Genomic DNA, 14,954 nt, shown 5'->3' with positions numbered 1-14,954 from the left:
CAAAAATAGTTATTTATGCTTTCGAGCAAAATCAATTTTCATTTTTTGCTTGCCAACGCAATAAAACAGTGGTAGGATACTCAAATAAATCTCGTTTCTGCAGCACTTCAAACACGGGCAAACCATTCATTTCCTGCAACTTATCTGTTCTTGAAATTATATATATGACTGAATCACCTTTCAGAAAATTTGTTGTACAAATTTGCCGAAGCGTACTGGTATCTGTTGCAACCGGCAGTCGCCATGCCGCATCCGGAGCATTAAAAAGAAAGGCCGGATTGAAATCTTTATACGCTACCACCACAGGCTTCCCTTGTTGCAGCAATGGCTGCATCAAAGTCACCGGGTTTTGGCGATACACCAATGGATAGGCGATGCCCAGAAAAAAGGCATTGAACAGGAAGTAGGTGATGCCTAGCCACCTCAGCGATTGCTGCCAGCTTTTCCGTTGCTGCAGCATGGCCCAGAGCAAACCAATGGGCAACACCAGCAAGCCCGCAGCAACCCAGCGAATGTGGGTCGTTTCTTTTTCAAACCCCAAAGCGATATAGCCGGCCACGGGTAGCGCCAAACCAATTACCATCAGTATCCACCAGGTATATTTTTTCCAGGCCACTTCTTTTTGCAGCATTCCCTGCAGCAGGTAGCCCAATAGTACTGCTACAAAAGGATAGCAGGGCATGGGATAGTTGGGCAGCTTGGTACTACTCACCGAAAAAAAGATGATGTACACCAGCGAAACTATCAGACTGAACAACACCACATCGGGCATTTTGCGCTGGCGCAGATACTGCACAAGCGTACCAACATGGCTGCTTAAAGGCAACAAGCCAATCAATACAATAAGTATGGTAATGAAGAATGGTCCGCCGTGGCCTTCCATTTCGCTGCTGAAGCGGCTAAGGTTGTGTTCCAAAAAAAGCCGTTGGTAAAAGCACCGTTGGTGGCCTGATGCACGGCCCAATACCAAGGAGCGGCAATACCGGCATACAGCAATCCTGCCAACAGCAACCGCCAATCGGTGAGCACCCACCACTGACGGCGGAGTATGACATAGATAAGAATGCTGATTCCTGGCAAGCCCAATGCTACAGGGCCTTTCGCCAAGGTTGCCAAAGCGAGTGAAGCTGCAGCCAACAGCAACCATCCGATTTTTTTGGATTGCACATAGGCCAGGCCTGAAAATAAGCCAAGTGCAGTAAATGCAATTAGGTAAGGATCTGGTACGGCAAGTCGAAATTCAAACAGAAAATGCGTAGACAGGGCGAGTGCCAAGGCCGCAAAAAAACCATGGGTTGCATTGCTAAACTTTCGTACAAACAAAAAAGTGAGCAATATGGTGCCCATACCCATTATAACACTGAAGAAGCGGGCCTGCCATTCACCATCGCCAAACAGCGTAAAAGCCGCTCCCATAAACCAATAGTGCAACGCAGGCTTATCTGTACGCAGTTCGCCATTGAAAGTGGGCACAACCCAATTGCCGGCATGCCACATTTCCCGGGCACATTGTGCGTTTTTGGCTTCGTCTAAAATGTATACCGGTGCAGCACCGATATGCAAAAACAACAGAAGCCCGGTAGCCGCCAACAGCCACCAAAACCATTTTTGATAATAACCGTGTGTATACATGTTGCCTGCGTTAAAACCGCGGGCAAAGTACCGCATTTTTAGTGCTGTTGTCCCTGTCGAAAAAGCCTTGATATGAAATAGACAATTCGAAACCACCCCTACCCATGCTGGCCGTACGCAGTTGAGACGTGTTGATGTCATAACTCAATGCTGCCGAAAATGGCTGAAAATCCAGTTTTACCACAGGTATAATGGCATCTCTCCAGCGCAAAAAAGCGCCAAAGTGAATATTGTACTGGCTTTCGGTGAAGTCATATCCACTCAGCGCAAAGCCTACCATGCCGCCGACCAGTGTTTCGTTGTAGCTGTTTTGCCGGGTATGGTCGGCTTGCAAGGTGAGGTAAGTATTGGGGGTCATTCCAAAACGCAGCCCGAAAGAATACACCCACTTAGGGCTGAGTTCAATATCGGGATTGCGATAAAAAGAATTGGAGGGCCTGTTGAAGTGATGATAAGCCACGCCAATAAAATAATTATCGTATTCACTTTCGCCCATTGCAGAGTTGAAGGAGAGGCCAACGCTGGCATCGCCGTAGCCACGGTTGTAATTGGCCAACGACTCGTTGATGCTCAACATGGGGTTCCAGCCTGTACCATCGTACTGGCTGTTGGTTGTCACTTTGCTTTGATCGATAGAACGCTGCACATACCCACCCATAAAGCCCAGTGACAAATACTTGCTTCTATCATCGCTCAGGGATTTATGATAGTTGATGGTGGGTAAAATATGTGTTGTTTTAAAATTGGTGGTACCCGCCATATCGTACATCAGCTGACCGCCAATGGTGATGAAATCATTGGCACCACCAATAGGCATTTTGTATTCTGCATTGAAAGAGCCAGTGCGGTAAGGAACCGTAACACTGCCCCACTGGGTGCGGTACACAGCCTGTGCCCGTACATCACCCTGAAACAAACCGGCCAGCGAAGGATTGCGCCAGAGCGGTGCTTCAAAAAACTGAGACAAATGAATGTCTTGCCCGCAAAGCCATGCCGGCAACAACATCAATGCACTCAGGATATGTACAACGCTTTTTCGCATACTGTTTTTACTTCAATAACGTCACATTGCCTTTCAAGCCAAACACTTCATTATTGCCACACTGCACTTCTATTACATACACATATACATCTGGTGTAAGTGGTACGCCCTTGTAAGTACCGTTCCATCCTGCAGTGGGGTCATTCAAGGCAAAGTTTTTTCTTTCATACATTACTTCACCCCAACGGTTGAAAATGATCATGCTTTTGATACTAATCACCCCTTCACCTCTTGGATAAAACACATCATTTTGTCCATCACCATTGGGTGAAAATGTATTGGGTACAAACACATTGTCGCCAGTACAATAAGGTTCAACTGCTACGGTATCTTGCGACACACAGCCCCCTGCATTGGTTACAGTAGCGGTATAGGTGCGGCGCAGCGTTACTGTTGCATTTGGCTCAGGGCAGGTAAGACAACTCAACCCCTGTGCCGGCGACCAGCTCCAGCGAATGATATCGGGCGAAGATTGTGTACGTAGCGGTACCACACTGGCCGCTGCGGTGCGAATTCGGGTTTCAACAATATTGAACTGTGGTATGGGGTACACTACCACATTGATAAATCCAGAATCAACAAAACAACCTAAGGAATCGGAGCCCGTTACCCGATAGCGGGTGGTGGTGGTTGGTCTGGCTACGGGGTTGGCAATATTGGCGTTGTTCAATGTAACTGCCGGTGACCAGGTGAGAATTTCAAAACCTTGTGACCGCAGTTGCACTTGTTCGCCTACGCAAATGGTATCGCCCAAGCCTACCGATAAATTGCCCGGTTGTTTTACCCGCACCAATGCAGTATCCGTTGCCTGACAACCATTGATATCAGTACCCGTTACGCGGAAGATTCTATCAGTAGTCGGGTTGGCAAAAGGACTGGCGCAATTGACACAACTCAATGCCGGATCAGCATCCCATACATACGTAAGCGCACCATTCGCTGTAAGCGCCTGCGGTGTGCCTCTGCAGATGTACAATGCCGGACCAGCCACCACTCTGGGCGTATCATTTACGGTCAGCTGTTTCAATACAGTATCTCTACATCCGTACTGGTTTACACCAATCAGTTGAACGTTATACACGCCGGGCAAGTTGTAGCTCACCAATGATGGTATCAACTGCGTAGAAGATTGCCCGTTGCCAAAACTCCATGTATAGTTAATGAGTGTCGTATCCGCATTTTGCCATTGCCCTGTAAACTGCACCTGACTAGGCACACAAACTGCTGGCGGATTCGTGAAATCAAGCTGTGGTGTTGCAGAAATAATCACTGGCACATCCAATGTGTCGGAGGCATAACAGTTGTTCGCCGTCCACACTTCAAAAGTAACAACATAAGTGCCCGGCGTTCGATAGGTATGCGTTGGATTTCTTTGAGAAGATTCAACCCCATCGCCAAAGCGCCAGCGATACCGCACTACCACATCGTTGGTAATAGAAGAATCGGTAAACACTACAGTTGCAGAATCACAAAAAGCGTTTTGCTGTACAGATTTAATCAACGCCCTGGCACCCAACACCCGAATGGTATCCGGACCTTGAATGGGCACTTTACAACCAAGGCCATCTTCCAAAATAAGCCTGGGCACATAGTTACCTGGTGTAAGATAACTGTGTGTTGCGTTATTGTTATTCGTTAAGTCGGAGCTGCCATCGCTATAGTCCCAGGTGTAAAAACGGGTATTGATAGTAGTAGCGGTAAAGCTTACGCCTAGCGGCGGGCAACCAATCAACGGCCCGTAGGTAAATGATCCGCGAGGGCCGCGAATTTCCACTTGTTTGGTGAGTGAATCTACACAACCACCATTGCCAACCACCCGCAATTTTACATTGAAAACACCCGGACTGGTAAATGTATGTGCGGGGCTCACTACGATAGAATTATTACCATTGCCAAAGTCCCAGAAATTTTGCCGGTTATTGATAGAGCTGTTGGTAAACTGCACTTGCAAAGGCGGGCAAGTGCTAAAGGAATCACTCATAGAGAATGTAGCTCTTGCATTGGCAACGGTGATGTATCTGGGGCGAACCATGGTGTCGCGGCAACCATAAGCATCGGTGATGGCCAGCGAAATATCGTACACACCCTCTGCAGCATAGGTAACAGAAGGATTGACCACAGAACTGGTTTGACCATTACCAAAATTCCACACATGCGTAAGCGTTGTAGTACTGCCATTGGAACCAACGGACTGGTTGGTAAATTGTATGGGTGTATTCAGGCAAACCAATGTGTCGCTGGCGATAAACCTTGCTGTTGACTCATGCACTTCAACGGCTGCAGGACGAGTAAGTGTATAACGGCAACCCAGCGAATCAACCACAGTAAGCCGTACGTTGTACACCCCAGCCCGATCGTACACTGCACCAAAAGGAGCCGACGTAAATACAGAGTCGTTACCAAATCCGAAATTCCATTCCCAACTTTTTACCGGATTGGTAGCAGTAAACAAAGTTGAATCTGCAAAATTTACCAAAGAACCCACACATACATCTTGGCGTATAGGCCCGAAGTTGATTCTTGTGCCGATATCATTGACTGTAAATTGTTGTGTAGCTGTATCACGGCAACCATTTCTATCGGTGATAATGAGGCGTACATGGAGCGTTGCAGTATCAGTTAAAATTCTGTCTAAAAAATTGACAGATGTGGTGATGGGTGTTCCATTATCGATTGTCCATTCGTAACTGCTAATGTTGGCAGGATTGAGTTTGGGACCACGGGCAAAAAAACGCAATTCATTGCTGCGGCAAGTGCCCAGCTTTTCCATTTCAATATTCGCTTCTTCATCAAACACATTTACGGCAACGCCCGTTTGGTGTGTACACAAAGAATCAGACACAACCAATTGTACATTAAAGGAACCGGTACGGTTGTATACATGTGTCGGACTAAAAACTGATGAAGAATCTCCATCACCGAAATACCATTTCCATTGCGTACCGCCAATACTTCGGTTGATGAAAAAACGCTGAAATTGATTGGTGCAACTAAATGAGTCTGTAAAAATGGCAATGGGTGGACGCACATACAAATACCTGTTCACAGTGAGTGTATCGTGGCATTGGTTATTGCTCACAATCAACCGCACATTCATCCATCCAGTGTCATTGTATTGGTAGTTAGGGTTCTGTGATCCGGAACTTCCGCCATCACCAAAAAACCATTGCCAACGGTTGATGGTACCGGTACTCAAATCAGTAAACCGTACATCTGTTGACGGGCACACATCTCTGGGAGTTGCGCTAAAATTGGCCACGGGTTTTGTACTCACTCTTACGGTTGAACTAAATGTAGCAGTACAACCGCCCAATGTAGTCACCGTTAACCTTACCGTGTACAAACCTGCTACAGAAAAAGTTTTGTTGGGCGTACGCACAGTTGCCGTGGTTCCGTCACCAAAGTCCCATGCATACGCCGCAATTGAATCGTTGGAAACAATGGTGGGCACAAACGTGCTGTTGTATGGCAGGCAACCATCAAAAGGTAAACCACTGATACCTGTAATGCGGGGTGCTTCAACTCTTACTGCCGAAGGAATGAACAGCGTATCAATACAACCATTGTCGTGGCGAACAATCATGCGAACGTTGAAACTGCCCAATGTGTTGTAAGTAACGGATGCTGATTGCTGATTGCTGGTTTGCCCATTGCCAAAATCCCATCCAACCACGGTACTGTTAGGTGTGGTATTTTGAAAATTCACCACATGCGGCACCCGGCATCCTATAGCTGGGCTGTAGGTAAATGTAGGTGCCGGTTTATCCAAAACGGTAAAGCTGCCTTGCGTAGAATCCACGCATCCACCCTTCCACACATACATGCTAAAACTATACACTCCAGGCGTATTGAAAATGCGGGTTACATCATGCTGACGAATCACTACGCCATCGCTAAAACGCCACACAGTAGAGTCGAAACTGGCAAAGGGTGTTGATGTATTTTGAATGGCTACCGGACGGCCGACACAAAACGGGCCGCTGCCAATAGTGTAGCTGGCTGTTGGTTTACCCACCGTTACCACCGCTCTTTGCAAAAGCGTATCCGTACAACCACCTGCATTGGTTACCACCAACCGTACATCGTATTCGCCTGCTACCGTGTATGTATGGTTGGGATTGACGGCAGTACTGGTATTTCCGTCTCCAAAATCCCATTGCCAGGAAACAATATTGCTACCAATGCTTTGGTTGGTAAAATTGACCGTAACGGGTACCACACAAGCCACAGGAACCAACAGCCGGTAATCGGCCACCAGCGAGTCGCCCACCCGAACATAATTATCATAAGATGCAGTACTCACACACCCTACACTATTACGCACCGTAAGCGTTATGGTAAAACTTCCCGGTGTGCTGTAGGTGTGCACAGGATTGCGCAGCTTACTCAGGTTGCCATCACCAAAGTCCCAGGTCCAGTCTACATTGGTACCGCTGGCGGTAGTACTGCTATCGGTAAACTGCACACTCAATGGCAGGCAGCCAAAGCGGGGCGTGGCCCCAAACACTACGACGGGGTTGGCAAAAACATTGATGTAAGAAGTTTTGGTAATGGTAGCCGAGTCGGTGCCTTTGTACACGGTCAGTTTTACTGTGTACACACCAGGTGTAAAATAGGTGGTACTCGGGTTTTGAGCTGCGCTGAGTACGCCATTGCCCAAATCCCATTGCCAACGGTCGGGGGCACCGGTAGATTGATCGGAAAAAATAACCCGGATAGGTGCACAACCACTCAGCTGATCCGCAGTAAACTCGGCCTGGAGCTGGGCACGACTTTGCAGAAAAGCTGCGAGTAAGCCAATTAATAGAACAATACGGGTCTTCATGATCAATCCTTCAGCCGGCCAGCGGCAAATTATCAAGCGCCTGCTCCTAAGACCGCCAAGATAGTTTTGGTTTACTGCCTACCACAGCGTCTTTATTCAGATGTACACATTGGCACAACTCTTTCCCGGGCAGGCGTTGGCTTTAAATTACAAATTGCCTGCCAAAAAAACGGCTCTGCCCATATCTACTCCAATTGTGGACATTCACTGCACAATGTGGCTAAGTTTGTACCCAATCATTACTTAATTGTAACCACTATGCTCATTCAAGAGATTGTACAAGTGCTGGAACAACTGGCCCCTACTGCCTGGCAAGAGTCGTACGACAATGCTGGTCTCATAACGGGAAATAAGTCTTGGAATTGTACTGGTATTTTATGCAGCCTCGATGCTACAGAAGAAGTAGTGCAAGAAGCCATTGACAAACAATGCAACCTGCTGGTAGCCCACCACCCAATCGTTTTCCGGGGCATGAAAAAATTTTCGGGCAATAGCTACCCCGAAAGGGCCATCATCAAAGCCATCAAACACGACATCGCTATTTATGCCATTCATACCAACCTCGACAACAGTCATTTGGGCGTCAACTATTGGATGGCTGAAAAGCTGGGCCTGAAAACAGAAAGCCTGCGCATTTTGCAAGCCCGGCCCGATACATTGCAATACCTCGTTACCTATGTGCCCCACGAAAATGCCGATACCCTCAGAGCCGCCCTTTATGCCGCCGGTGCCGGTGCCATTGGCAATTACGCGGAGTGCAGTTTCAATACCGAAGGCCGTGGCAGTTTTCGCCCATTAGACAATGCCAACCCCGCCATTGGTACCGCCGGCGGCCCCTCGAATGGGTGGGCGAAACCCGGGTGGAAGTAGCCGTGCCGGCCCATTTGGCGGGTAAAATTGTAGCGGCACTGCACCGTGCTCACCCTTACGAAACGCCTGCCTACCAACTGTTGGCATTGCAAAATGGTATGGATCAGGTAGGTGCAGGCATGGTGGGCGAACTGCAGGCTACCCAAAATGAAATTCAATTTTTACAACAGCTCAAAGCAGCTTTTGGGCTCAAGGTTATCCGGCATACGCCCTTTATCAACCGGCCCATACGTACCGTGGCCTTGTGTGGCGGTGCCGGCAGCTTTCTTACGGGGGCAGCCATTGCCGCTGGCGCCGATGCCTACATTACAGCCGATGTTAAGTACCATGAGTTCTTTGATGCCGATGGCCGGCTGCTGCTGGCCGACATTGGACACTACGAAAGTGAACAGTATACAGTGAGCGGGCTGGCGGCATATTTAAAAGTCAAATTCCCTACCTTTGCCGTCCTTCATTCAGTAGTAACAACCAATCCGGTACATTATTTTGTCTGACACTGGTTTCAAACCGCTGATTTTCAATTAAAATAGAAATATATCCATGGCCACTGTTAAGGATTTTTCGGTTCAGGAAAAACTCGCATCGCTGGTAAGGCTCCAAAAAATTGACACCAAGCTCGACGAAATGAGCATTCTGAAAGGTGAATTGCCCATTGAAGTTGCCGATTTGGAAGACGAACTGCAAGGTTTGCAGCATCGCCGCACCCGTGTAGAAGAAGAAATCAATGGCGTAAATGATTTCATTGAGCAAAAGCGGGCCAGCATCAAAGAATCAGAAGAGCTGATTAAAAAATACGAGGCACAGAGCAACAACGTAAAAAACAGCCGCGAATTCGAAGCCATCAACAAGGAAATCGAAATGCAGCAGCTGGAAGTGAAACTGGCCGAAAAGCACATCAAAGACGCTCAGGAAGAATTGCAGGACAAAGCCCGCAAACTCGACAGCGCCAACAAAGCCATTCAAACCAAAGAAGGCATTTTGGCGGGCAAAAAAGGTGAGCTCGAAAAAATCATTGCTGAAACGGAGAAAGAAGAGCAGCACTACCAGGGCTTGGCCAACGAAGCCCGTGGCAAAGTAGAAGAACGCCTGCTGGCTTCTTACGACCGCATCCGCAAAAACTACCGCAACGGTTTGGCTGTAGTACCTGTACTGCGTGACGCCTGTGGTGGTTGCTTTAATGCGGTACCTCCGCAGCGCCAGAGCGAAATTCGCCAGCACAAGAAAATCATTGTGTGCGAAAACTGTGGCCGTATCCTCGTAGATCAGGATACCAACGACGGTATCGAAGCCAAATAAGCCAAGTACAAGTGTTATATCGAAAGCGAAGTTCCCTGCGGGCTTCGCTTTTTTGTTTTCTTTGCAGGGTGAGGATTCTTCAGCAAGCCGTTTATTGTGTCGTTTTTTTACTGTGTACCGTCATTGGGCAGGCCCAGAAAGATTTTCATTTCAACGACCGCTGTGCACAGGCTTACCACCACATCATGGCACTACGGCTGGCACCCGCTTCCAAGCTGCTGGCTGTGGAAAAAGCTGCTGACCCCAACAATCTTGCCACCGTTCTCCTCGACAATTACATCGATTTTTTTACCCTCTTTTTCAACGAAGAAAAAACGGCTTACGACAAAGCAAAAGTCTTTCGCAGCCAGCGCTTAGCCCAGCTCGATGCTGCCCCGAAAGAATCGCCACTGCGGTTATTTGCCAAAGCCATAGTACACCTGCAATGGGCCGCCATCCACATTAAGTTCAACGAAAAATGGGCCGCAGGCTGGGACTTTCGGGATGCGTTTAAACTGGCCAAACAAAACCAGCAACAGTTTCCTCAGTTTTCGCCCAATGGTATGATAACAGGCCCCATGGAAATGGTAGCTGCTACCATTCCCAAAAGCATGCGCTGGCTGAGCAGCATCATGGGCATCAGCGGCACCATGCAACATGGCAGCCAGCAGTTGGAAGCGTTTTTGCATGCCTCCGACAACTGGGCCAAACTGTTTCGGGAAGAAGGTATTTTTTATCACTGCTACCTGCAGAACTACCTGCTCAACCAACCCGAAAAGGCATTTGCCTTCATCGAAAAACAAGACCTCGATTTGGTGAACAACCACTTGTTTGCCTACATGGCGGCCAACCTGCACCTCACCAACAAGCAAAGCTGGCAAACGCAACGCATCATTCAACAGCGCAAAGTTTCTGCCGACTACCTGACCACCGCTGTCTGGGATTTTGAAATGGCCTATGCCCGGCTCTTTCATCTGGAGGCAGATGCACCAGTGTATTTCAACCGCTTTTTACAACAATTCAAAGGCAATTTTTACGTAAAAGATGCGTGGCTCAAATTGGGCTATCACTACTATTTACAAGGCAACACCCAGCAGTACCAATATTGCATGCAGCAGGTAAAACAACGGGGCAACACACTGGCAGATGCCGACAAACGAGCCTTGAAAGAAGCCCAAAGTGGATGGCTGCCCAACAAACTATTGCTGAAGGCCCGGCTGCTCTCAGATGGTGGTTACAGCAAAGAAGCCCTTGCCTTGCTGGAGGGCAAAAGCGCCAACGACTTTGCCGACTTGGCCGAAAGACTGGAATTTGCCTATCGGCTTGGCCGCATTTACGACGACCTTGCGCTGGACGACCGGGCCCTGAAAGCTTACGATTACACCATAGCTCAAGGCAGCCAACGTACAGAATATTATGCGGCCAGGTCTGCGTTGCAAGCCGGCATGATTTGCGAAAAATTGTTGCAATTTGCCAAAGCCCGGGCCTATTTTCAAAAAGCCATGGACATGCAAAACCACGACTACGAAGAATCCATAGAGCAAAAAGCAAAGGCGGGATTGGAACGTTGTAAAGGGAAATAAATGCCTACTACTTTCCACGCAATCCTACGTGTCGTGTATAAAAGTGGCCAAGCCCGCTGAGTTGCATGCTGTAGCTTGCCCCCGTTTGTAGAATTGGCATTTTATTTGCCGCCAGTAAATGAATGATGATGCGGAAAATGATGAAAGGAATTACCACTGTACTTTTTATGCTGCTGATGCTTGCCGGCAAAGCACAAGACTCAGCCTACCAGCAATACATTGCTACCTATGCACCCTTGGCCATAGCCGAACAGCAACGCACTGGTGTACCGGCTTCCATCAAACTGGCACAGGGCCTGCTGGAAAGTGGCGCCGGCAAAGGCGATTTGGTAAACCGCAGCAACAATCATTTCGGTATAAAATGCAAAGCCACCTGGACCGGCGATAAAGTGTACCATGATGACGACGCCCGTGGCGAATGCTTTCGGGCCTATGCCTCTGCCGAAGAATCGTACCGCGACCACTCCAACTTTCTGAAAGCCAATGGTCGTTATGCGGCCCTGTTTACCCTCGATGTAAATGATTACAAAGGCTGGGCCGAAGGATTGAAAAAAGCCGGCTATGCTACCAACCCCCGTTATGTAGCGCAGCTCATTAAAGTGATTGAAGAAAACAACCTGCAAAGCATTACTGCTATGGCTTTGCAAAACAATACACCTGCACCTGCAACACCTGCTGTAACAACACCCGCCAGCGAAGCAAAGGAACAGTCACAACCAACCGTGGCGGAGCAAGTAGTAACGCCGGCACCAGTGGTAGCCAAACCTGCTGCAATTGAGGTAAACAACGAACCTGCCACTGCGAAATCAACTGCTGCAGTAGCCACCAATACAACTTACCCTTCCGGCTATTTTTATATCAATGAAACCAAGGTAATGTGGGCCGAAGCGGGCAGCAAGCCTGCTGGCCATTGCTGCCAACAACCAACTGGCATTGGCAGATTTGCTGCAGTTCAACGACATGCCCCGCACCGATATTTTGCCGCAGGCACAACTGCTGTTTGTAGAGCGGAAAAAGAAAAAATCGGACAAGCCATTTGTAACCAGTCACGAAGGCCAAACCTTGTGGCAGATCAGCCAAACAGAAGGCATACGGCTGGCACAACTGCAAGAATGGAACAAGCTCAACGCCAACGAACCATTGGCTGCCGGCACCAAAGTATTGCTGCAGCCAGCGACTAACAGCACTGTACGTAGCAAATAAGTGTGGTGCCTTGCCCGCAGTTCTTTTTGCTGATGGCGGGTGGGGTCGTACTTTCGCCGCTTTAAAACTCAGCCGTTATGTCTGCCAGCGTTCAGGTTCTCGATAAATCTTTTGTACCTTTTTTGGATGCCGAAACCATTGATGCAAGTATTGCTACGCTGGCGGCACAAATCAAAGCAGACTATGGCGACAAAACGCCGTTGTTTATTGCCATCCTGAACGGCTCGTTCATGTTTTCTTCCGATCTGTTTAAGAAGCTCGACTTTCCGGCTGAAATCTGTTTTATCAAACTGGCTTCTTACAAAGGCACCAAGAGCAGCGGCCATGTGATTACGGCTATCGGTTTGGACACAGTGATTAAAAACCGCCACGTCATTATCCTTGAAGACATTGTAGACACCGGCAAAACACTGTCGGCTTTTCTGCCCGAAATAGAACACCAGCAACCGGCCAGCTTGTCTATTTGCACCCTGCTGCACAAGCCCGAGGCGCAGGTGCATCCCCTCGACCTGAAATACATCGGCATTACCATCCCCAACAAATTTGTGGTAGGCTATGGCCTTGATTATGATGGTTTTGGTCGCAATTTGCCTGAAATTTATCAGCTGAAAGACTAATAAAACCACGGCCGCTACGTTGTAGGTGCTGAAGAAATGCCGTGGTACCGCTGTGCCATCATGCTACACTACCTGCAACATATCGGTAAATGCGTTTTGCTGTGCCTGCTCCTCTGCCCCGCCGTGAGCCATGCACAGTCATTCTATTTTACAGGTGGTTTCAAAGACAGCACGGGCACCCTCATTCCTTTTGTCAACATCAAACTGCGCAGCAATCAGTTGCTGTATCAGGCCGGCAGTGGTGGCGAGTTTGGCATTTCTGCCTTTGTATCAACGGATACAGCCACCTGCTATGCCGAAGGATTTGACACTACGCAAATAGTATTGATGCACGGCAAATACCAGCAGGTTGTGCTTCGATACAACGCTACCATGCTGCAAAAAGCTAAACTGGAAAGCAGACTATCGAGCCTGAGCATGGCGCCACAGCAAAAACAACATGTCACGGAAATAGCTACGGGCAATGGCGAATCGTACAACGAAATTGTGCCCAATCATTTCACCAATACAAGTGCGTTTCCTTCTGTTGGTTTTGTACCCAACAACAACCATGCATCGTATAGTAATATCCGTCGGTTTATAGCCCACAGCACACAGGTACCGCCCAATGCCGTACGTATAGAAGAACTCTGGAATTATTTTAATCTTCAACTGCCACAGGCACAACCCGGCGACAGCAGCATGGGCATGGCATCTGCATTATCTGTCTGCCCCTGGAATGCCAACCATTTGTTGTTGATGCTAAATGTAGTAGCCCCAAAAATTCCCGTAGAAAATTTACCCCCGGCCAACATGGTTTTTCTGATAGACAACAGCGGTTCCATGGAAGAAAACAACCGCCTGCCTTTGTTGAAGAATGGTTTTAAAAAATTGGTGGAGCATTTGCGGCCGCAAGACAGGGTAGCCATCGTCACTTACGGCGGTTCGCCGGGCATTATGTTGCCACCCATTTCGGGCCAGTATAAAGACAGTATACGTGCTGCTATTGATGCACTCATTGCCGGTGGTGCCACTGCAGGCTCCAATGGCATTCAACTGGCGTATGAACTGGCTACTACCAATGCATTGGATAGCGGCGTCAACAAAGTGATACTGGCTACCGATGGCGATTTCAACATGGGCATCACCGAAGATGAAGCACTGGAAAGACTCATCAAAGCATACAGACATACCGGAGTTACACTCAGTTGTTTGGGTGTGGGCATGGGCAACTATAAAGACAGTAAAATTGAAGTGCTGGCCAAAATGGGCAATGGCAATTTTGCTTACCTCGATACCGAAGAAGAAGCCCAAAAAGTGATGGTACAAGAGCTGACGGAAAACCTCTACCATGTAGCCGCCGACGCCAGCATTCATGTGTATTTCGACAGCAGCGTGATGCAGCAATACAAGCTCGTTGGCTACGACAACAGAAAGCAAGCTTTGGCCAACAATACACTGCTGTTGAATGGCGCCAACATCGGCTCGGGCCAAACCATTGTGGCCATGCTGGAAATAGTACCCAAGGGCAATGCCAGTATTCAAACACCACTGCAAGGCTCCTGGGAATTGCAATACAAGTGCCTGCTGCGGGATAGTGTACAGATTGCCCACAACGTTCCATTTACTGCAGTGCCTATGGCTTTGCCGTTGGCTGATACCGCGTTTAAAAAAGCAACAACCCTGGCCTGGTACGGACAGCTGCTCCGGCAAGCTACGCCACAACAGCCCGTATCTTTTACAGATGTGATGACGCTGGCTGCACAATGCTTTGCCGCCGAGAACAAATCGGATGCAGGCTTTTTACAATTGCTGCAGCAAACACAACAGGTGTACAATCCAGCACCCATTCAACAGCGCTGGCGCAAAAAGCGGAAAACAAAATAGCCACCCTTTTTGGATGGCTATTGATTACTGAAATACAGTTC

11 protein-coding genes are annotated in these 14,954 nt (G+C 48.3%); 7 read left to right on the top strand and 4 right to left on the bottom strand.

The window, feature by feature from the left end; all coding sequences use genetic code 11:
* Positions 1-31: 31 nt before the first annotated feature.
* Genes GLV81_RS03765 through GLV81_RS03750 form a run of 4 tightly spaced genes read right to left on the bottom strand, consistent with a single transcriptional unit; the run spans position 32 to position 7,499 of the window.
* Complete coding sequence (locus GLV81_RS03765; RefSeq protein ID WP_157477015.1) at positions 32-916, bottom strand: ArnT family glycosyltransferase; 885 nt, start codon at positions 914-916, stop codon at positions 32-34.
* Positions 835-1,668, bottom strand: a complete 834-nt coding sequence (locus GLV81_RS03760) for an ArnT family glycosyltransferase (RefSeq protein ID WP_157477013.1) — start codon at positions 1,666-1,668, stop codon at positions 835-837. The genes GLV81_RS03765 and GLV81_RS03760 overlap by 82 nt, the downstream gene beginning before the upstream one ends.
* On the bottom strand, positions 1,643-2,674 hold the full coding sequence (locus GLV81_RS03755) for a PorP/SprF family type IX secretion system membrane protein (protein WP_157477010.1): 1,032 nt from the start codon (positions 2,672-2,674) through the stop codon (positions 1,643-1,645). The genes GLV81_RS03760 and GLV81_RS03755 overlap by 26 nt, the downstream gene beginning before the upstream one ends.
* Positions 2,675-2,681: 7 nt before the next feature.
* Complete coding sequence (locus tag GLV81_RS03750) at positions 2,682-7,499, bottom strand: PKD domain-containing protein (protein ID WP_157477008.1); 4,818 nt, start codon at positions 7,497-7,499, stop codon at positions 2,682-2,684.
* Between the two features lie 216 nt (positions 7,500-7,715).
* On the opposite strand from GLV81_RS03750, the gene GLV81_RS19905 reads away from it, so the two are divergent.
* The 7 genes from GLV81_RS19905 to GLV81_RS03715 all read left to right on the top strand — a co-directional run bounded on the left by GLV81_RS19905 (position 7,716) and on the right by GLV81_RS03715 (position 14,913).
* Positions 7,716-8,369, top strand: coding sequence for a Nif3-like dinuclear metal center hexameric protein (locus GLV81_RS19905; protein WP_246186226.1), 654 nt, complete (start codon positions 7,716-7,718; stop codon positions 8,367-8,369).
* A gap of 2 nt (positions 8,370-8,371) precedes the next feature.
* The gene (locus GLV81_RS19900; RefSeq protein ID WP_246186225.1) at positions 8,372-8,863 is read left to right on the top strand and encodes a Nif3-like dinuclear metal center hexameric protein; all 492 of its coding nucleotides are present in this window, start codon (positions 8,372-8,374) and stop codon (positions 8,861-8,863) included.
* A 46-nt stretch (positions 8,864-8,909) separates the two neighbouring features.
* Positions 8,910-9,665, top strand: a complete 756-nt coding sequence (locus GLV81_RS03740; protein ID WP_157477006.1) for a zinc ribbon domain-containing protein — start codon at positions 8,910-8,912, stop codon at positions 9,663-9,665.
* A 185-nt stretch (positions 9,666-9,850) separates the two neighbouring features.
* A complete protein-coding gene (locus GLV81_RS03735; protein ID WP_157477004.1) occupies positions 9,851-11,227 on the top strand; it encodes a hypothetical protein in 1,377 nt (458 codons plus the stop codon).
* 137 nt (positions 11,228-11,364) lie between these two features.
* Positions 11,365-12,408 (top strand): glycoside hydrolase family 73 protein, encoded by a 1,044-nt coding sequence (locus GLV81_RS19200; RefSeq protein ID WP_197428908.1) that lies wholly within the window; start codon positions 11,365-11,367, stop codon positions 12,406-12,408.
* 99 nt (positions 12,409-12,507) lie between these two features.
* Positions 12,508-13,047 (top strand): hypoxanthine phosphoribosyltransferase, encoded by a 540-nt coding sequence (gene hpt / locus GLV81_RS03720; protein ID WP_157477000.1) that lies wholly within the window; start codon positions 12,508-12,510, stop codon positions 13,045-13,047.
* A 60-nt stretch (positions 13,048-13,107) separates the two neighbouring features.
* Entirely contained in the window at positions 13,108-14,913 is a 1,806-nt protein-coding gene (locus GLV81_RS03715; protein WP_197428907.1) for a vWA domain-containing protein, read from the top strand.
* The last annotated feature ends 41 nt before the right edge of the window (positions 14,914-14,954 follow it).

Origin of the sequence: Phnomibacter ginsenosidimutans, from assembly GCF_009740285.1 — a bacterium.
GTDB classification, from domain to species: Bacteria; Bacteroidota; Bacteroidia; order Chitinophagales; family Chitinophagaceae; genus Phnomibacter; species Phnomibacter ginsenosidimutans.
Note: the sequence above shows the minus strand (reverse complement) of the source record. Positions and strands in the feature narration are given on the sequence as shown.